Source organism: Streptomyces sp. NPDC005408 (genome assembly GCF_040606445.1).
Classification (GTDB): domain Bacteria; phylum Actinomycetota; class Actinomycetes; order Streptomycetales; family Streptomycetaceae; genus Streptomyces.
This window is the reverse complement of the sequence record NZ_JBEXEX010000025.1, coordinates 45,855-64,354: the sequence shown is the minus strand read 5'-3', so window position 1 is coordinate 64,354 and position 18,500 is coordinate 45,855. Positions and strand designations below refer to the sequence as shown.

Annotated in this window: 20 protein-coding genes and 1 pseudogene; 16 read left to right on the top strand and 5 right to left on the bottom strand. The window is 68.7% G+C overall.

Annotated features, from left to right (window positions below):
• Window positions 1-185: 185 nt before the first annotated feature.
• Window positions 186-857 carry an NAD(P)H-binding protein gene (locus ABZS64_RS23070; RefSeq protein ID WP_355832663.1) on the bottom strand — a complete coding sequence of 224 codons (672 nt, stop codon included), beginning with the start codon at window positions 855-857 and terminating at the stop codon, window positions 186-188.
• A gap of 597 nt (window positions 858-1,454) precedes the next feature.
• Between ABZS64_RS23070 and ABZS64_RS23065 the strand changes: the two genes are divergently transcribed.
• From ABZS64_RS23065 to ABZS64_RS23055, 3 genes are all read left to right on the top strand, one after another.
• Window positions 1,455-2,585 (top strand): hypothetical protein, encoded by a 1,131-nt coding sequence (locus tag ABZS64_RS23065; RefSeq protein WP_355832660.1) that lies wholly within the window; start codon window positions 1,455-1,457, stop codon window positions 2,583-2,585.
• Window positions 2,586-2,722: 137 nt separating this feature from the next.
• Complete coding sequence (locus ABZS64_RS23060) at window positions 2,723-3,349, top strand: methyltransferase domain-containing protein (protein WP_355832657.1); 627 nt, start codon at window positions 2,723-2,725, stop codon at window positions 3,347-3,349.
• Window positions 3,350-3,484: 135 nt separating this feature from the next.
• Entirely contained in the window at window positions 3,485-3,760 is a 276-nt protein-coding gene (locus ABZS64_RS23055; RefSeq protein WP_355832654.1) for a hypothetical protein, read from the top strand.
• Here the strand turns inward: ABZS64_RS23055 and ABZS64_RS23050 are convergent.
• The 3 genes and pseudogenes from ABZS64_RS23050 to ABZS64_RS23040 all read right to left on the bottom strand — a co-directional run.
• Window positions 3,705-5,024 carry a sigma-70 family RNA polymerase sigma factor gene (locus ABZS64_RS23050; RefSeq protein WP_355832780.1) on the bottom strand — a complete coding sequence of 440 codons (1,320 nt, stop codon included), beginning with the start codon at window positions 5,022-5,024 and terminating at the stop codon, window positions 3,705-3,707. The two genes, ABZS64_RS23055 and ABZS64_RS23050, sit on opposite strands and share 56 nt — an antisense overlap.
• 3 nt (window positions 5,025-5,027) lie before the next feature.
• The gene (locus ABZS64_RS23045) at window positions 5,028-5,429 is read right to left on the bottom strand and encodes a YciI family protein (RefSeq protein WP_355832651.1); all 402 of its coding nucleotides are present in this window, start codon (window positions 5,427-5,429) and stop codon (window positions 5,028-5,030) included.
• Window positions 5,430-5,674: 245 nt separating this feature from the next.
• A pseudogene (locus tag ABZS64_RS23040) lies at window positions 5,675-5,830 on the bottom strand (ATP-binding cassette domain-containing protein); the annotation flags it as partial.
• Here ABZS64_RS23040 and ABZS64_RS23035 point away from each other — a divergent pair.
• From ABZS64_RS23035 to ABZS64_RS22975, 13 genes are all read left to right on the top strand, one after another.
• Window positions 5,788-6,495, top strand: a complete 708-nt coding sequence (locus ABZS64_RS23035) for a 5'/3'-nucleotidase SurE (protein WP_355832648.1) — start codon at window positions 5,788-5,790, stop codon at window positions 6,493-6,495. The pseudogene ABZS64_RS23040 and the gene ABZS64_RS23035 overlap by 43 nt on opposite strands.
• Before the next feature lie 294 nt (window positions 6,496-6,789).
• Entirely contained in the window at window positions 6,790-7,137 is a 348-nt protein-coding gene (locus tag ABZS64_RS23030; protein ID WP_355832645.1) for a MerR family transcriptional regulator, read from the top strand.
• 309 nt (window positions 7,138-7,446) lie between these two features.
• A complete protein-coding gene (locus ABZS64_RS23025; RefSeq protein WP_062705208.1) occupies window positions 7,447-7,650 on the top strand; it encodes a cold-shock protein in 204 nt (67 codons plus the stop codon).
• A 365-nt stretch (window positions 7,651-8,015) separates the two neighbouring features.
• On the top strand, window positions 8,016-9,560 hold the full coding sequence (locus ABZS64_RS23020; RefSeq protein ID WP_355832642.1) for a DEAD/DEAH box helicase: 1,545 nt from the start codon (window positions 8,016-8,018) through the stop codon (window positions 9,558-9,560).
• 50 nt (window positions 9,561-9,610) lie between these two features.
• Window positions 9,611-9,946, top strand: a complete 336-nt coding sequence (locus tag ABZS64_RS23015; protein WP_355832777.1) for a CBS domain-containing protein — start codon at window positions 9,611-9,613, stop codon at window positions 9,944-9,946.
• A gap of 55 nt (window positions 9,947-10,001) precedes the next feature.
• Window positions 10,002-10,310, top strand: coding sequence for an SCO5918 family protein (locus ABZS64_RS23010; RefSeq protein ID WP_355832639.1), 309 nt, complete (start codon window positions 10,002-10,004; stop codon window positions 10,308-10,310).
• 147 nt (window positions 10,311-10,457) lie between these two features.
• Window positions 10,458-10,946 (top strand): PhzA/PhzB family protein, encoded by a 489-nt coding sequence (locus tag ABZS64_RS23005; protein WP_355832637.1) that lies wholly within the window; start codon window positions 10,458-10,460, stop codon window positions 10,944-10,946.
• Window positions 10,947-10,975: 29 nt separating this feature from the next.
• Entirely contained in the window at window positions 10,976-12,187 is a 1,212-nt protein-coding gene (locus tag ABZS64_RS23000; RefSeq protein ID WP_355832634.1) for a 3-deoxy-7-phosphoheptulonate synthase, read from the top strand.
• 20 nt (window positions 12,188-12,207) lie between these two features.
• Window positions 12,208-12,831, top strand: coding sequence for an isochorismatase family protein (locus ABZS64_RS22995; RefSeq protein WP_355832774.1), 624 nt, complete (start codon window positions 12,208-12,210; stop codon window positions 12,829-12,831).
• Window positions 12,828-14,789 carry an anthranilate synthase family protein gene (locus ABZS64_RS22990; RefSeq protein WP_355832631.1) on the top strand — a complete coding sequence of 654 codons (1,962 nt, stop codon included), beginning with the start codon at window positions 12,828-12,830 and terminating at the stop codon, window positions 14,787-14,789. Before ABZS64_RS22995 ends, ABZS64_RS22990 begins: the two co-directional genes overlap by 4 nt.
• Window positions 14,790-14,830: 41 nt before the next feature.
• Entirely contained in the window at window positions 14,831-15,667 is an 837-nt protein-coding gene (locus tag ABZS64_RS22985) for a PhzF family phenazine biosynthesis protein (protein WP_355832628.1), read from the top strand.
• A complete protein-coding gene (phzG, locus tag ABZS64_RS22980; protein WP_355832625.1) occupies window positions 15,660-16,331 on the top strand; it encodes a phenazine biosynthesis FMN-dependent oxidase PhzG in 672 nt (223 codons plus the stop codon). The genes ABZS64_RS22985 and phzG overlap by 8 nt, the downstream gene beginning before the upstream one ends.
• 65 nt (window positions 16,332-16,396) lie before the next feature.
• Window positions 16,397-16,951 (top strand): hypothetical protein, encoded by a 555-nt coding sequence (locus ABZS64_RS22975; protein WP_355832622.1) that lies wholly within the window; start codon window positions 16,397-16,399, stop codon window positions 16,949-16,951.
• 34 nt (window positions 16,952-16,985) lie between these two features.
• Here ABZS64_RS22975 and ABZS64_RS22970 read toward each other — a convergent pair whose 3' ends face one another.
• Window positions 16,986-18,464 (bottom strand): glutamate-cysteine ligase family protein, encoded by a 1,479-nt coding sequence (locus tag ABZS64_RS22970; protein ID WP_355832619.1) that lies wholly within the window; start codon window positions 18,462-18,464, stop codon window positions 16,986-16,988.
• Window positions 18,465-18,500: the final 36 nt, after the last annotated feature.

The following is an 18,500-nucleotide window of genomic DNA, read 5'->3' as shown; positions in this document are numbered from 1 at the left end:
TCCTCGTTGGCATGCATCTCGCACCCTCGGAGTGATCATAAGCATTCCTGCGGGCGCATTGAGGCAGGGTGATCCACGACGTCCGGCACTTCGACGCCGTGTACGTCCGGGGCGGATTTATTCGCGTGCCCGCGCGGCCTGCCGGGCCGCATTCCTCGCCGGGGACGACCGAGGCCGACAGACCCTCACCGGCCCTCGGCCGCCAGGCGGTTGATCTCCGGGCTGTACAGGATGTGCTCCCCCGCGCCGCCCGCACCCGCGACCGCGAGCATCGCGCGGCCGAGGTTCTCCGTGGTCGTCACATGCTTCGGAATCACCCGCCGCAGCAGCGGATAGAGCCAGGAGACCCCGACGTAGAGCAGGCGGTACGCCCGGGTTCTCGAGGTCGCGCCGTGCAGCGGCTGAATGTAGCCGGGGCGGAACATGTACGCGTGGAAGGGCATCGCGAGGAGGTCGTTCTCCGTGCGGCCCTTGACCCGCGCCCACATCGAGCGGCCACTCTCCGTGCTGTCCGTGCCTTCGCCCGAGACATACGTGAAGGTCAGCGACGGGTTCGAAGGGAGCGCGCGGGCCGCGGCGAGGGTGTAGTCGTACGTGATCCTGCGGTACTCCTCCTCGCTCTTGCGTGCGGAGGAGATCCCCAGGCAGAAGAAGCACGCGTCCACGGCCTTGAACTCACCGGCCAGGGACGAGAAGTCCGTGAAATCCTCGTGGACGACTTCGCGGAGCTTGGGATGCGTGAAGCCGAGTGGCTTTCGTACGACGGCGACGACGCTCTCGACCCGGTCGTCGAGCAGACACTCGCGCAGCACGCCCTGGCCGATCATGCCGGATGCACCGAAGAGAAGGACATTCATCGGCACACGGTACTCGGACGTACGACTCCCAGGGCGTCAGCTCCGCGCGGACAGCCAGGAGTTCGGATACAAAGTCGACGTCCACATACTTGAAGGTTGAGCGCGCAATTACTACGGTCCTCTTCGTTGAACGCCGCAACTATGTTCAGCATGCTGAACACACCGCGAGGAAGGCACTTCGCCACATGAAGAGGCCCTTGAGCCGCCGCACGTTCTCCCAGCGCGCTGTCACCCCGCTGCTCGCAGCCCCAGCCCTGACCATGCTCCGGCCCGTGACCGCCGCGGCCGCACCTGCGCCCACGCACCGCGCCGAAACCGTCCGTGCCATGAGACGCGCCGCCGTGTTCATGGACGAGTACGTCTCCTACCGGGGCGCGTACGTATGGAACTACCTGCCGGACCTCTCGGTCACCTGGGGCGAGATGGAGGCCAAGCGGACCATGTGCTGGGTCCAGCCTCCGGGCACTCCGTCGGTGGGGCACAGCATGCTGGACGCCTATCACGCGACCGGGGACGAGGCCTGCTACCGGGCGGCCGAGCGGACCGGACTGGCGCTCGTGGAAGCCCAGTTGCCGATCGGCGGGTGGAACTACATCCATGACTTCGCCGGTGAGGAATCCCTGCGCGACTGGTACGACACCATCGGCGCCAACGGGTGGCGCCTGGAGGAGTTTCAGCACTACTACGGCGGACGGCGACTACACCCAGCAGGTCACCTTCAACGACGACGTACTGGGCGAGAACATCAAGTTCCTGCTCATGTGCATATCCGCGCTCGGCAGGCGCGACCTCGTCCGGCCGGTGGTCAGGGCGATGTCCTGTCTGCGCCGCATGCAGCAGACGGGCCCGCAAGCGGGCTGGGGGCTGCAGCACCTCTCACGCGATGCCGCGGGCCGGCCCGCCGGAGCGCCGGCGAGCGCACGGTCCTACGAGCCGCGCGCACTGACCACGCACACCACCCAGACCAATGTCCGTCAGCTCTTCCACTACTTCCGGCTGACCGGCAACCGCGCCTACCTCAGCCGGGTGCCCGAGGCCATTGCCTGGCTCGAGAGCTGCCGGCTCACCAGTGAGCAGATCGCGGAGAACCCGCTCCTGGCCGGCCGCACCCACCCGACGTTCGTCGAACTGGGCACGAACCGCGCACGGTTCACCCACCGGTTCGGCTCGAACGTCCGAAACGGGGCGTACTACTACGACTACGACCACAGGAACACGCTGAGCCACTACTCGTCCGGGCGGGCCATCGACATCGAGGGTCTGCAGAGCACGTACGAGGAGCTGGCGGCGATGACACCGGCCGAGGTGGCGGACTTGCGCTCCAGGTCGCCGCTCTCCGCAGGCCGGCGGATCCCCCTGCCGCGCTACTTCTCCGTACGCGACCTCGAACTGACCGACCTGTTCCGGGACGCCCCGCTGCCCCTGCCTGCGGTGACCGACGAGCAGACGGCCGCCCTCGTGCGCGACCTCGGATCGAAGGACTACTGGCTGACGCCGATCGATGCGGTCACCAACCCGTACGCGGTAGGTGGGTCCAAGACGCCGTACGACGGCCAGGCGTACATGAGCAAGCACGTCGGCGACATGCGTGACACCTCGCCGTACAACCCGCAGGACCCGCCGCTGGAACTCCCCTACAAGGAGCGCGAACGTCCCTTGGGGATCAGTACGTCCGCCTACGCGGCCAACATGGCCAAGCTCATCGCGAACGTGTCGCGTCCGCGCTGACACCGGCGGTCTCGCTCTGCCCGCCGGTACTGAACCGGCGGGCCGTACGCGTCCAGGTCGTCTAGGAAGCGGCCGCCGCACTCCGCTACATCCAGGCCGCTACGGTGCCATGCTGGAGGAGAGACGCGGAGGTCACGATGGGGTTCTACGCCGAGCGCATCCTGCCGCGGATTATCAACGTCGCCTGCGGGGTCAAGACAGCCGAACCGCTACGACGCCGAGTCTGCGAGGCCCTGAAGGGCGAAATCGTCGAGATCGGGTTCGGGTCGGGGCACAACGTTCCGTTCTACCCGGATGCTGTCACCGGCGTGGCCGCGGTCGAGCCGTCCGATGCCGGTTGGAGGCTCGCCGGCGAGCGCGTCCGGGCGTCGAGCATCCCCGTGCGGCGCGCCGGGCTGGACGGCCAGGCGTTGCCGTTCGAGGACGACAGTTTTGATGCCGCGCTGTCCACCTGGACGCTGTGCACCATCCCGGACGCCGATGCCGCCCTGCGCGAAGTGCGGCGCGTGCTCAAGCCGGGTGGGACGCTGCATTTCCTCGAGCACGGGCTGGCCCCGGAAGAGGACGAGAACGTCCGCCGCTGGCAGAGGCGCCTCGAGCCGGTGAACAAGCGGATCTTCGGCGGGTGTCATCTCACCCGGCCGACCGTCGACATGCTGACGAGCGCAGGGTTCACGATCACGGAAGTCGACGTCTTCTACGAGAAGGGCGCACCGAAGCCCATGGGAGCCGATTCCCTCGGCATCGCTCTGTCTCCCCAGTGACCGTCCACCTGCGTTGTCCGAACTGCGGAAAAGCGGGACCCTGGTGGTATGCGCGACCGGTGTGACCGGTGCGCCGAGCGAGCGCCCGCCCCGGTCGGAAAGGGGTGAACCGTGCGAACCCTGTTGAAGGTTCAAATGGACACGGAAGCAGCCAACCAAGCCATCAAAAATGGCACCCTGCAGAAGACGGTGGAGTCCGCTCTGGAGAGCCTCCGCCCCGAAGCCGCCTACTTCACCACCCAGGACGGCTGTCGTACGGCGTTCATCGTCTTCGACCTTCAGGATTCCTCGCAGATGCCCAAGATTGCGGAACCCTTCTTCCTGGAACTCGGCGCCAAGATCAGCTACACGCCGGTCATGAACCAGGAGGATCTGCGCAAGGGCCTGGGGGCTCTGACACGCGGCGGCTGACCGGCGGCGTATCGCCCGCGGACGCGAGCCGGGCGGCGCGGATGGTGAGGTGGTGCCGCTCCGGAAGGCTGGTCGTACGGCCGGCCGCAGCGCGGTAGTTCTCGATGGCGGCCTGCCGGTCGCCGACCAGTTCAAGGAGATGAGCCCGCACCGCATACAGGCGGTGATGTCCCGCCAGTCGCACGTCGGCGTCAAGGGCCTTGAGGATGTCGAGTCCTGCCGCCGGCCCGTGGACCATGGCGGCCGCGACGGCTCGGTTGAGCGAGACGACGGGGTTGTCGGAGAGGCGCTCCAGCACGCCGTACAACGCGAGAATCTGTGGCCAGTCGGTCTCGTCGACGTTCTTGGCCTCGTCGTGGACGGCGGCCACTGCCGCCTGGACCTGGTAAGGGCCGATGGGGCCCCTGGGCAGGGCAGCGGTGACCAGGGCGACGCCCTCGTCGATCGCGCCTGTGTCCCACAGGCTGCGGTCCTGTTCGGCGAGCGGGATCAGTTCACCGTCCGGCCCCGTACGCGCCGGGCTGCGCGCATGGTTGAGCAGCATCAGCGCGAGCAGTCCGGCCACCTCGCTGTCGTCGGGGAGGCGTTCGTGCACGGCCCTGGCCAGCCGGATCGCTTCCCGGGACAGTTCGACACGCTGCAGGTCGGGGCCGACGCTGCTGGTGTAGCCCTCGTTGAAGATCAGATAGAGGACGGACAGCATGGCTCCGAGGCGGGGCGCCCAGTCCGTGCTCTCCGGCATCCGGAAGGGGATTTCGGAGGTCTTGATCCGCTGCTTGGCCCGGCTGATCCGCTGGGACATGGTCGCCTCGGGGACCATGAAGGCACGTGCGATCTCCGACGTGGTCAGGCCTCCCACCGACCGCAGGGTGAGGGCCACCGCAGACGCGGGCGTCAGGGAGGGGTGGCAGCACATGAACAGCAGGATCAGTGTGTCGTCCCGTTCCAGCGCCTGGTCCGCGTCGGCCGGCGGGGCCGTCTGCCGGTCGACGGGCTCCCGTCTGGCCGCCAGATCCTCCCGGCGGCGACGCGCCTGTTCACTGCGCACATGCTCGGTCATACGGCGGCTCGCGACGTGGATCAGCCAGCCGCGAGGATTGCGCGGCACGCCCTCGTCCGGCCACTGGGTCGCGGCGGCCAGCAGCGATTCCTGAACGGCGTCCTCGGCCGCGTCGAAGTCCCCGTACCGCCGGGTGAGCACACCGACGACCTGCGGCGCCAGTTCGCGCAGCAGGCCGTTGGTGTCCGTGTCCGGTGCGGCCAGGACCTACAGCTCCTCGGTCGGTGCCGACATCAACTGCCGAACCTCGATGGGCATGTTCAGCGGGGCGCCACCGGGGCCGGGTGCGGACGACGCGTACGCGGCGATCTCGTACGCCCGCTCCGGGGTGTCGACGTCGACGATCCAATAGCCCGCCAGGAACTCCTTGGTCTCAGGGTAGGGACCTTCGGTGATCAGCGGCGCTCCCCCGTCGCCTGCCCGCACGATCCTGGCCTGGTCCGGCATGGCCAGCCCTTGTCCGTCGACGAGCTCCCCCGCGTCGGCGAGCTTCTTGTCCACGTCCTTCATGAACCCGATGTGCGCCTGGATCTCCTCAGGAGTCCAGGTCGTGATCGCCGGGAAGTCCGCTGTCTTCTCGCTGAACTGCATCAGCAGCATGTACTTCATGGCCTGCTCCTCACGTTCGTGCGCCTCATCGGCGCTCTCACAGACAGGTAGAAGCTCGCGCCGCGTTTTCGACATCGTCGGCGAAGATCTGCCGAAAAAGTTTGCCGGAACACGTCCCGCTACCTGGGCGACACGCTCCAGGCCAGGTCGGGAAGGTAGCTGGGAGCTGCGGTGAATCCTGCCAGCTTCTTGCCGTTGAAGGCGTACAACCCGTCCATCCTCATCACCGAGACGAACCATGCCTTGCGGAGCAGCGTGAGGATCTCGGCCTGAACGGTCACATCCAGCGCGGTCGTCGGCTCGTCGGCGATCAGCAGCTGGGGGTCACCGGCGAGCGCCAGCGCGATCGCCACCCGCTGTGCCATGCCGCCGGACAGCTGGTGCGGGTAGCGCTTGGCCACCGCGGCCGGGTCGTCCGGGGCAGGATGTTTCGCCTCAGGATCCGGGCCCGCGTCAGCCCGGAGACCTTGGCTGCCGCGGCCCGAACGTCGCCGGCCTGGCGACCCACTCCGGGACGGTCGGCGGAGCCGTCGCCGCCCTCGAGCACGGCATTCCGGCCATCGCGCTGAGTACCGGCTCCTTCTCCGCCCCCGACCCGGGCCCCACCGTCAACGCGATGCGCCCCACTGTCGACTTCGCGGTCAAGCTCATCGAACGGCTGCGCTCCCGGGCGAAGTCCGGGCCGCTGCTCCCCCAGGGCGTCGGCCTGAACATCAACCACCCGGTCGTCGGCGCGGACGGCACGGGAACGGCCGACGACCCTTCCCTCACGTTCCAGGACCCTCAGACGGTCCTCGAGCCGGCCTTCACCGACTCCGGCGACGGAACCTGGAAGGTCCGGGTGAACTTCGCTCCGCAGCCCGCCGGCAAGGGCAGCGACGTGGAGGCCCTGATGGCGGGCAGGATCGCCATCAGGGCCATGACGGCCAACTGGAACACCGGGCCGGTCGACTTCGCCAGGACCAGCTCACCGGACTACGTCCGTAGGGGCGGACGGGGCGCCGTTCGCGTGGACCGGAAAGAATCTATTGCGGTCGGGGTAGAAATTGGCTACCCGCACGGTTAGAGTTTCTTGTGTAGCCGACAGAGTCGGCAAGAGAGCAGTACGACCCGCAGAAACAGAGAGGAGCAGACGCCATCAGGATCGCCCGGGCGATGATCCACTTCGCTCGGGTACCGCAGGCCCCGATTGGAAGGTGGTCCCCGGTCACGCATCCTCGATCCCCGCAGCTCCGGCCTCAAGCACGGACCCGCGGAATACGAAAGCCAGCGCACAGCGCCGGCAGATGGTGTTGATACCCCTCGGGGCCTCGGTGTGTACGCACCGGGGCCCCTCGACGCGTTCCAAGAAGAGGTGCGAATGACCCAAGAAACGCCATCGCCCGCGGCCGACCGATTCGACGATGACGACTACCCCGCCTACACCATGGGGCGCGCCGCCGAGATGATCGGCGCCACGCCCGGCTTCCTCCGGGCCGTGGGCGATGCCCGGCTGATCACGCCACTGCGGTCCGAGGGTGGCCATCGCCGCTACTCCCGCTACCAACTGCGCATCGCGGCCCGCGCACGCGAACTCGTCGACGGCGGCACGCCGATCGAGGCGGCCTGCCGCATCGTCATTCTGGAAGACCAGCTCGAGGAAGCCCTGCGGCTCAACGAGGAACTGCGCCGGTCCACCGCAGAGTCGGGCGGCGCAGCAGGCTCCTGACCGCGCCCTGAGCCCCGCGCACTCGAATATCTGTCGCCGCAGGCACAGATATTCAGGTACTGTGCAATGAGGGTTTATGATGCGGCGGGCGGAGTCAAATAACTCGCCGCGCCCGGCCGCTTGCGCCGTGCTACCGTTGTTCTCAGTTGCAGTTGTGGTTCCCAAAAACTTACGAAGGTTCGTACCGGCGTCAATGCCGGAGCGTGCGCTTGAGTACTTCCGGATTTCTTTCCGGACGGGGCAATCATCATGGCGACGCGGAGCTCGCACAGTGCGGGCACCGGTGCACTGCCCCGAAGGAGATATGACATGGCTACTGGCACCGTCAAGTGGTTCAACGCTGAAAAGGGCTTCGGCTTCATCGAGCAGGACGGCGGCGGCCCCGACGTCTTCGCCCACTACTCGAACATCGCCGCCCAGGGCTTCCGTGAGCTTCAGGAAGGCCAGAAGGTGAACTTCGACGTCACGCAGGGCCAGAAGGGCCCGCAGGCGGAGAACATCACTCCCGCCTGACGCTGACAAGCACGACGCAGCTGGGGCCCGCACCTTGGGGTGCGGGCCCCAGCTCGTTGCTTTTTCCGGGATTCCGGCCAGGGCCGCAGGTGCCTCACATGCGGCGAGACGCAATACGTCCTCACTCCGCACGGCGCACGATTCCGCCACTGCTCCTGCCCGACACAGGCCCGCCCGATCCCCCATGATTCGGCATCCCAGCCGCTCTGGCGCATGCCAGTCATTTTGACGTTTGGACCCCGCCTCTTTCGTGGGCGGCCGGACTTCGTCTTCGTTTTCACTTCGGCTCGTTCTTGCGATTCTCTGTGCCGCGCTCATTGCTGCCGGGAACCCCTCGATACGTGCCGCATCGAGGAAGGTTCTGCATGAACCGCACAGCTCGCACGAACGACCGCTACTCCCGCACCCGCAAGGGCGGCAACGCCGCTTCCGGCAGAAGCGGCGGCTTCCGGACGCAGTCGCAGGGACGCCAAGGCGGCCGCGCGGCAGCCCCCGGCCGCTCCGGCGGTTACGGGCGCCGTCCCGCAGCGCGCCAAGGGGAGTTCGCGCTGCCCGTGACCATCACCCCGGCACTGCCCGCCGTCGAGGCCTTCGCCGAACTGGACATGCCCGCACCCCTGCTGGCTGCGCTCACCACCGAGGGTGTGACCGTGCCGTTCCCGATCCAGGCGGCAACCCTGCCCAACGGGCTGGCAGGACGGGACGTCCTGGGCCGCGGGCGCACCGGCTCCGGCAAGACCCTCGCCTTCGGCCTTGCCCTGCTGGCGCGGACCGAGGGCAAGCGGGCCGAGCCCCGGCAGCCGCTGGGTCTGGTACTCGTACCCACCCGGGAGCTGGCTCAGCAGGTCACCGACGCGCTCACCCCGTACGCCCGGTCCCTGAAGCTGCGACTGGCCACCGTGGTCGGCGGTATGTCGATCGGCCGCCAGGCCGGCGCGCTCCGCGGCGGGGCCGAAGTCGTCGTGGCAACCCCCGGCCGGCTCAAGGACCTCATCGAGCGTGGCGACTGCCGCCTGGACCGCGTCGGCATCACCGTGCTGGACGAGGCCGACCAGATGGCCGACATGGGCTTCATGCCGCAGGTCACCGAACTGCTCGACCAGGTACAGCCCGAGGGCCAGCGGATGCTCTTCTCCGCCACCCTGGACCGCAACGTCGACCTGCTGGTCCGCCGATACCTGCACGACCCGGTGGTCCACTCCGTCGACCCGTCGGCAGGCGCGGTCACCACGATGGAGCACCACGTCCTGCACATCCACGGCGCCGACAAGTACGCCACCACCACCGAGATCGCGGCCCGCGACGGCCGGGTGATCATGTTCCTGGACACCAAGCACGCCGTGGACCAGCTGACCAAGCACCTGCTGAACAGCGGGGTACGGGCCGCGGCGCTGCACGGCGGCAAGTCCCAGCCCCAGCGCACCCGCACCCTCGCCCAGTTCAAGACCGGCCATGTCACGGCGCTGGTGGCCACCAATGTCGCGGCCCGCGGCATCCATGTCGACGACCTCGACCTCGTCGTCAACGTCGATCCCCCCAGCGACCACAAGGACTACCTGCACCGCGGCGGCCGCACCGCCCGCGCCGGCGAGTCCGGCAGCGTCGTCACGCTGGTCCTGCCCAACCAGCGCCGCGACATGGCCCGCCTGATGGCCGACGCCGGCATCACCCCGCGGATCGCCCAAGTGCGCTCCGGCGAAGCCGAATTGAGCCGCATCACCGGCGCCCAGGCGCCCTCGGGTGTTCCCGTCACCATCACCGCACCGGTGGCGGAACGCGCGAAGGGCGGCGCCACTTCGTCCCGCGGCAAGCGCAGCCGGCCCTCCCAGGCTCGCCGCTCCCGCACCGCCTCCCAGGGGCGAGCCGGCAGCACCTCGCAGCGCCAGTCCTCGTTCAGAAGCGCCGCGTGACAACGCAGCCACGGCAGACTCACCGCATCGGGCTGACCGCCGCGGACGCCATGACCACACCCGGACCGCAGGTCGGCGACGACATGATCGTCGACGTCGCCCTGTCCGTCCTCATCGGTGCCGGAGTGGGGCATGTGATCGTCCGCGGTGAGGACGATCGCTGTGCCGGTCTGGTCTCGCGGGGCCAGCTCACCGCGTACCGCAGTGGCTCCTGGTACGCCGAGGACACGCGGTTGCGGGACATCGTGTACGACCGGGGACCGTTCACCCTGTCCGAGACGTCGCTGCCGGCAGCGGAATACGCGATGCGGGCCCGGTCACTCGGCTCCTCGCCCGTGGTCGACGAGGATGGGTACATCCTCGGCGTCCTCGCCCTCAGAAACTGATCTCCCCCGGGTCGGCATCCCTGTCCGCCCTTCCCTCCAACCCTGTTGAGGCACTATGCGCTGCGTCATCGCCCGCTTCCCCTTCGACCTGGTCAAGAGTGACGTGCAGCAATCGATGAAGGGGATCAAACCCGAGCCCGTCACGGGTGAGTCGGTGACCATCGGCCGCCGCACGTTCCCCGTCAAGCAGGTGGGCGAAGTGATCACCGGACAGGATCGCCGCGATTTCACCGCCGGCGAGGTGACCAGGGCACTCACCCGCCTCGGATTCACCTGCCATACCGCCCCCGCACCCGTCCGCCCGCCCGTCCTCACCCCGGTCGAAACGGCGTCGGCACAGCTCGGAGCAGCAGCACACGACTGACCGGCACGGGACCGGCGAAGACTCTGAGGCTCCACCGCGCCTCAGGTCAATGCCGAGTCGGCTCCGAGCCGATCCCGAGTGCCCCCCTGGACGATCGCGCTGACCACCCACCCGCTGCGCCCGTCCACGCCTCAAGGGGGAAGAGCCATGTCCGAAGCCGTCGTGACACACGGTTTCACCGATGCGGCCGAGTTGCGCCGCACCAACCGCGCCACCGTCGAGCAGTACATGCACACCACCGGCCAAGACCGGCTGCGCCGGCATGAGCTCTTCACCCCCGACGGCAGCGGCGGCCTGTGGACCACCGACACCGGGCAGCCGATCGTCATCGCCGGCCAGGACCGGCTGGCCGAGCACGCAGTCTGGTCGCTGGCCTGTTTCCCGGACTGGGTTTGGTACAACATCCAGATTTTCGAGACCCAGGACCCGAACCGCTTCTGGGTGGAGTGCGAAGGCCGGGGAAAGATCCTCTTCCCGGGCTATCCGGAGGGCTACTACCACAACCACTTCCTGCACTCCTTCCTGCTCGACAACGGAAAGATCAAGCAGAACCGCGAGTTCATGAACCCCTGCGAGCAACTGCGCGCGCTCGGCGTCCCGGTGCCCCAGATCCGCCGCGAAGGACTTCCCACCTGAAGGCCGACCGGGAAAGAGGGGGCGATGTGATGGAAGACCTGCTGAGCGAGACCCGCTTCGACAACGCGCTGCATCAGCCGCAGTGGAGCGACCCTTTACAGGTACGCAGACTGCGCCACGCCCTCGCCGCCCGCCCCGCACTCGTGCGGCCCCAGGACCTGCGTACCCTCTCCCGCCTTCTGGCGCAGGTCGCGGCCGGACAGTGCGTCGTCGTGCAGTGCGGCGACTGCTCCGAGGACCCCGGCGAGTGCACCCTGGGCCACGTGAGCCGCAAGATCGCCGTACTGGAACTGCTCGCCGGAACCCTGCGCATGGCCACCCAGCTGCCGGTGCTGCGCGTCGGCCGTATCGCCGGGCAGTTCGCCAAGCCCCGTACGCACCGGACCGAGCAGGTCGGGGATCTCGAACTCCCCTCGTACCAGGGGCACATGGTCAACGGGCCGCAGCCGACGCCGGACAGCCGGCGGCCCGACCCGCTGCGCATCCTCACCGGCTATATGGCCGCCAGCGACATCATGACCCACCTCGGCTGGGCGGCACCGCCCGGCAGCCCGCGCATCGATGCGCCCGTCTGGACCAGCCACGAAGCACTGCTCCTCGACTACGAAGTCCCCATGCTCCGCCGGGACGAAGCGGGCCGGCTCTATCTCGGCTCCACCCACTGGCCATGGATCGGCGAGCGCACGCGCCAGGTGGACGGCGCCCACGTCGCGCTTCTCGCCGCCATCGCCAACCCCGTCGCCTGCAAGGTCGGCCCCAACATCCGCCCGGACGAACTGCTCGCGCTGTGCGAACGCCTCGACCCTCAGCGACAGCCCGGCCGGCTCACCCTGATCGCCCGGATGGGCGCCGACACCGTGGACCGGCGCCTTCCCACCCTCGTCGAAGCGGTACGCGCCGCCGGCCACCCCGTGAGCTGGCTGACCGACCCCCTGCACGGCAACACCGTGCAGACTCCGCACGGCACCAAGACCCGCATCGTCCAGCACGCGATCCGCGAAGTCATCCAGTTCCAGCAGGCCGTCCGGGCCGGCGGCGGCATCGCCGGCGGACTCCACCTGGAGACCACGCCCGACGACGTCCTCGAGTGCGTCACCGACGAGACCGACCTGGCGCGGGCAGGAGAGCACTCCACGAGCCTGTGCGACCCCCGCCTCAACCTCGATCAAGCTCTGTCCGTCGTCTCCGCCTTCACGGCCGACACCCGGCCCGTCCGCCACGCGCACCAGGACCCGACATGAGAAGCGACACGAGCACGCCCGTGACCGGCATAGGGACCATCGAGCCCTACTCCCTGGCAGTGGCGGCCGAGCCGCCCGCCAACATCGCACGCTGGACAGTGGAACCCGACCGCGCCGTACTGCTCATCCACGACATGCAGCGCTACTTCCTCGCGCCGATCCCCCACCCGCTGCGCGGTGAACTCGTCCACCATGCCGCGCTCCTGCGCGCACACTGCACCGCCCGTGGCATTCCCGTCGCCTACACCGCCCAGCCCGGCAGCATGAACGTCCAACAGCGCGGCCTGCTCAAGGACTTCTGGGGCCCCGGCATGCGCGCCACGCCCGCCGACCGTCAGGTGACCGACGAACTGACGCCCACCGCCGCGGACATGGTGTTCACCAAGTGGCGCTACAGCGCCTTCCACCGCTCCCGGCTGCTCCGGTGGATGCGCGGCCTGGGACGCGACCAGCTGCTCGTGTGCGGGGTGTACGCCCATATCGGCGTGCTGATGACGGCAGCCGACGCATTCACCCACGACATCGAGACCTTCGTGATCTCCGATGCCGTCGCGGACTTCTCCCTGGAACACCACCGTATGGCGCTCCGTTACGCCGCCGGGTGCTGCGCCATGGTCATCACCACCGAGGAGGCCCTGGCATGAGCACCCTGCTGGACCGGATCCTCCACAACCCCCCTGCTGCCTACGCCATCCTTCACCGCCCGCACACCACTGGACCCGGCCAACTGGACGTCCTCACGGGCGAGGTGACGCACCCCGCGACGCTCGCCCAGATCCCACTCCCCCACACACCCCTGCCCCGGCCCGGCGCCCGCCACGAAACACTCGTGGTGATCCCTTACCGCCAGATCACCGAACGCGGATACGCCTGCCACGACGACGACTCACCACTGGTCTCGATGACGGTGACAGACCAGGAGACCCTGCCCCTCGACGAGACGCTGGCACGGCTGCCACGGGTCGCGACCTCACTGTCGGGCGGACACTTCGACAGCGACGACGCCGCCTACGCACAGACTGTCAAGCAGGTGATCGCGGACGAGATCGGCACAGGCGCCGGGGCGAACTTCGTCATCCAGCGCTCCTTCGTGGCCGACATCACCGCATACGGGCCCCACAGCGCCCTGGCCCTCTTCCGCCGCCTGCTGGAGAACGAGTCGGGCGCGTACTGGACCTTCGTCGTCCACACCGGCTCACGCACGTTCGTCGGGGCATCGCCGGAGCGGCACATCAGCGTGCAGGGCGCGACCGCCGTGATGAACCCGATCAGTGGCACCTACCGCTACCCGGCCACCGGCCCGAACCTGTCCGGCGTCATGGACTTCCTCGCCGACCCCAAAGAGAACGACGAACTGTGCATGGTGGTCGACGAGGAACTCAAGATGATGGCCCGGATCTGCGAGCCGGGCACGCACGTCACGGGACCGTATCTCAAAGAAATGGCACGGCTCGCACACACCGAGTACTACATCCAGGGGCGCACCACCCGCGACGTACGCAGCATCCTGCGGGAGACCCTGTTCGCGCCGACCGTGACCGGCAGCCCGCTGGAGAGCGCCTGCCGCGTCATCGCCCGCCACGAACGGCAGGGCCGCGGTTACTACAGCGGAATCGCCGCCCTCATCGGCCGCGACGGACAGGGCGTCCGCACCCTGGACTCGGCCATCCTCATCCGCACCGCCGACATCGACCCTGCCGGGCGCGTACGGATCGGGGTCGGCTCTACCCTCGTACGCCATTCCGACCCGAGTGCGGAGGCGGCCGAGACACGGGCCAAGGCGGCCGGCCTGATCGCAGCCCTGGAATCCGGCCACGCCACACCTCACGCCGCGCACTCCAGCCCGGCCCCGGGGCGGGGCAGAGCCGCCTCCTACGCCGAGCATCCGCGCGTCCGCGTCGCCCTTGAGCGCCGCAACGACACCCTTGCCGCGTTCTGGCTGCGGTCGCACACCCGGGAGCATCCGCCGGCCGATCTGCCCGGGCGTACCGTGCTGGTCGTCGACATGGAAGACACCTTCACCTCTATGATCGCCCATCAACTCCACTCGCTCGGACTGGTGGTGACCGTCCGCCGCTTCGACCAGGCACACACCTTCGACGGCCACGACCTGGTGGTACTGGGACCCGGCCCCGGCGACCCCGGCGAGCGGGGCCACCCCCGCATGGAGGCGCTGGGTTCAGCGGTGCAGACCCTGCTGGCGCAGCGGCGGCCGTTCCTCGCCGTATGCCTCAGCCACCAGATCCTCAGCCTGCGGCTCGGCTTCCCTCTGGAGCGCCGCCACCAGCCCAACCAGGGTGCCCAACACGAGATCGACTTCTTCGGCGACCGGGTCAGGGTCGGCTTCTACAACACCTACGCCGCACACAGCAGCCACGACACGACCCTCGTCGACGGCGTCGGCAGGGTGGATGTCTCCCGCGACCGGGCGAGCGGCGAAGTCCATGCGCTGCGCGGCCCGCACTTCACCTCGATGCAGTTCCACCCCGAATCCGTACTCACCCAGCACGGAGTCCGCCTTCTCGCCCGGGCCGTGCGCCAGGCGATGGGCGCTTCCCTCGCGCCAACGGGTATCAACACCCGCCCGGCCGTGCCCGCCTGATCCCGAAGCCACTGCTCCCAGCGGTGAATTGGAGACATCGGATGCACCCCTACGTCGTCGTGGACGTCTTCGCCCGAGAACGCCTGGAGGGCAACCCCGTGGCGGTCTTCTTCGACAGCGACGACCTCAGCCCCGAGCTCATGCAGCGCATCGCCCGCGAAATGAACCTGTCCGAGACCACCTTCGTACTGCGTCCGCGGCAGGGCGGCGATGCCCGGATCCGTATCTTCACCCCGGTCAACGAGCTGCCGTTCGCGGGGCACCCGCTGCTGGGAACCGCCCTCGCACTGGCCCGCCGCATCCCGGGCGACCGTCTGAGGCTGGAGACCGCCATCAGCGTCGTCCCGTTCGAACTGGACCGCACGGACGGCCCGGTGGTCACGGCCCGTATGCAACAGCCGCTCCCCACCTGGGAGCCGTTCGACCGGACCGACGAACTCCTCGACGCACTGGGCGTGCCCGCATCCACACTCCCGGTGGAGATCTACCACAACGGTCCCCGCCATGTGTTCGTCGGTCTGGAAAGTGTCAGCGCACTGTCCGCGCTCAACCCCGACCACCGCGCTCTGGCCACCTTCGAGGACATGGCGACCAATTGTTTCGCCGGCCACGGCGCGCACTGGCGCAGCCGGATGTTCTCCCCGGCCTACGGCGTCACCGAGGACGCGGCCACCGGCTCGGCCGCGGGCCCGCTGGTCATCCACCTGCTGCGGCACGGTGCCCTCACCCGCGGCCGGTGCATCGAGATCATGCAGGGCGTCGAGATGGGCCGCCCCTCCCGCATGCTCGCCCGGGCCGAAGGCATCGGGCAGCACATCCAGTCCGTCGAGGTCGGCGGCGACGGCGTGATCACAGCCCAGGGGACTCTCCATGTCTGAACTGCCCACGAAGCCGCACCCCGGCGCCCAGCCGGCCGCCGTCTCGGAATCCCTCACCGCTACGGTCGACATCGCCTTCCCCGAGTACACGGCGCCGCCACCCGACCCGATCGCTCTGCTGCGCAGCTGGCTCCGCGACGCGCACATTCACGGCGTACGAGAGCCGAGAGCACTCGCCCTCGCCACCGCCGACAGCCGGCGGCAGACCTCCATACGGACCGTGGTCGTCAACCGCCTCACCGAGAGCGGTCTTGTCTTCACCACCCACCGGACAAGCCTGAAGGCCCGCGAACTGCGCGAGAACCCCTGGGCATCCGGCCTGCTCTACTGGCGCGAAACCAGTCAGCAGATCAGCCTCAGCGGCCCGGTCCGGCAACTGCCCGACGCCGACACCGACGCCCTGTGGGCGGAGAGGCCGGTATTCACCCACGCCATGACCACCGCCTCCCGCCAGAGCGAACCCCTGGACGACGTGGCCGCCCTGCGCGCCCGCGCCCACACCCTCGCTCAGGCCGGGCCCCAGCCTCGGCCGCCGACCTACATCGCCCTCGAACTCCTCCCGCACACAGTCGAGTTCTGGGCCAACGGCACCGACCGGCTCCACGAAAGGCTCCGTTACGACCGCACCCCAGCGGGCTGGAACACCACCCGCCTGCAGCCCTGACGTCAAGGCCATGAAAGGGTGCTGCACGATCACTGGCATGAACACGGGGAACCACGGGGAACGTAATGCGCCGAACTGCACTGGCTCTGGCCACAGCTCTTCTCATCACCGCGGGCACCGCCGGGTGCTCCAGCGGCAGCAAGGGATCCGGCAGCGCCAGAGGCGCCACGGGCTCGCCAAGCCCCAGCGCCCCCACTCCGGTGGCCGTCGGCACGACCATCACCAAGGACCTCAAGAACGGTGGGAAGGTCGCCTACACGGTGAAGCGCGTGGTCGATCCGGCCACCCCTGCTCCGACGTCCAAGCACAAGCCCGCGCCCGGCACCCACTGGGTGGGCGTTGAGCTCAGCTTCGCCAACGTCGGCTCGACCTACGTCGAGGAATCACCGTGGCGGACACAGCTCATGCCTCCCTTGGGCAGCGAACCACTCAACATCAAGGCATCGGTCGACTACGAGATCGTCGAGGGTGCCTCGGCGCCCTACTTCATGCGGCTGCAGCGCGGCCAGCACGCCGCGGGCTTCTTCGTGTTCGAACTTCCCGGGCGCACCAAGTACGTCGGAGTCCAGTACATGCCGCTCGGGCCCGAAGACCCCAAGATGCAGTGGAAGGTGAACTGACTGCCGTCGCCGGGCCGCCTCGGCCTCGTCCCGTCTACTCGACGGGCCAGGTGTGCACGGGTGCGTTGAGGTGCATGTAGTCCGTGTACTGCCGTGTCATCCGCCGCAGTGCTTCATGGTGGCCGACATTGGTCGAGTCGTCGATGTGGTGGAACATCTCCTTCTGCCAGACCGCGCCGTTGCGGCCGGTGACGCACCGCCCTTCGATGATCCCCAGCAGCGGCTCCCGCCACGCCGCGTCCATGCCCGACTGCTCAAGCCCCTGGTGCGCGAGCGGCAGGAGACGCCTCAGTACGAGTTCGGACACCGGCACCTCGCCCATCCCGGGCCAGTACACCCGCGCGTCGATGCCGTGCCGGGCTGCGGCGTGCAGGTTGTCCTCGGCGGCCGAGAACGACATCCGGGACCAGACCGGCCGTTCCTCGTCGACCAGGGCGCGTGTCAGCCCGTAGTAGAAGGCGCCGTTCGCGAGGACGTCGGCGACCGTGGGGCCTGCGGGCAGCACCCGGTTCTCCACGCGCAGGTGCGGCTTGTCGTGGGCGACGGCGTAGACGGGGCGGTTCCAGCGGTAGATCGTGCCGTTGTGCAGGGTGAGTTCGGCCAGTTCCGGGGTGTCGCCGCCGTCCAGGGTCTCCTTCGGGTCCTGTTCGTCGCACAGGGGCAGCAGCGCGGGGAAGTAGCGCACGTTCTCCTCGAAGAGGTCGAAGACGCTGGTGATCCAGCGCTCTCCGAACCACACGCGGGGTCTCACCCCCTGCACCTTGATCTCCTCCGAGCGGGTGTCGGTGGCCTGCTCGAAGAGCGGGATACGCGTCTCGTGCCAGAGCTCCTTGCCGAAGAGGAACGGCGAGTTCGCGGCAAGGGCCACCTGCACCCCCGCGATCGCCTGGGCGGCGTTCCAGTAGTCCGCGAACTCCTCGGGTGAGACCTGCAGGTGAAACTGGGTGCTGGTGCACGCCGCCTCGGGCGTGATGGTGTCCGCGTACGTCCGCAGCCGGTCCACCCCGTCCATTTCGATCCGCAGATCCTCGCCCCGGGCCGCGAAGACCTGCTCGTTCAGCAACCGGTACCGCGGGTCCTCCGACAGCCCCGCCTCACTCACGTCCCGCTGGCGCAGCGTCGGCAGGACTCCCACCATGATCAGATGCGTGCCGACGTCCGCAGCACGCGCCTCCGCGTGATTGAGGGCGTCCCTGATCTCCTGCTCCCACGCATCGGGACCGCCGGCCGTCAGCCGCCGCGGCGGAATGTTGATCTCCAGGTTGAACCGGCCCAGCTCGGTCGCCCAGGCGGGATCCGCGATCGCCTCGAGCACGTCGGTGTTCCGCATGACCGGCTCGCCGCGCGCGTCCACCAGATTGAGCTCGATCTCCAGACCCACCTGCGGGCGCTCGAACTCGAAGCGCGACTCGCGCAGCATCTGCGCGAACGCGTCGAGGCACTCCTGCATCTTGATCCGGTACCGGCGGCGGTCGTCACGGGTGAACACCAGCGCCGGGACATCTCGTCCCATCGGCCCTCCCGAGTCCCCTCGGCAGACACCCCGCCC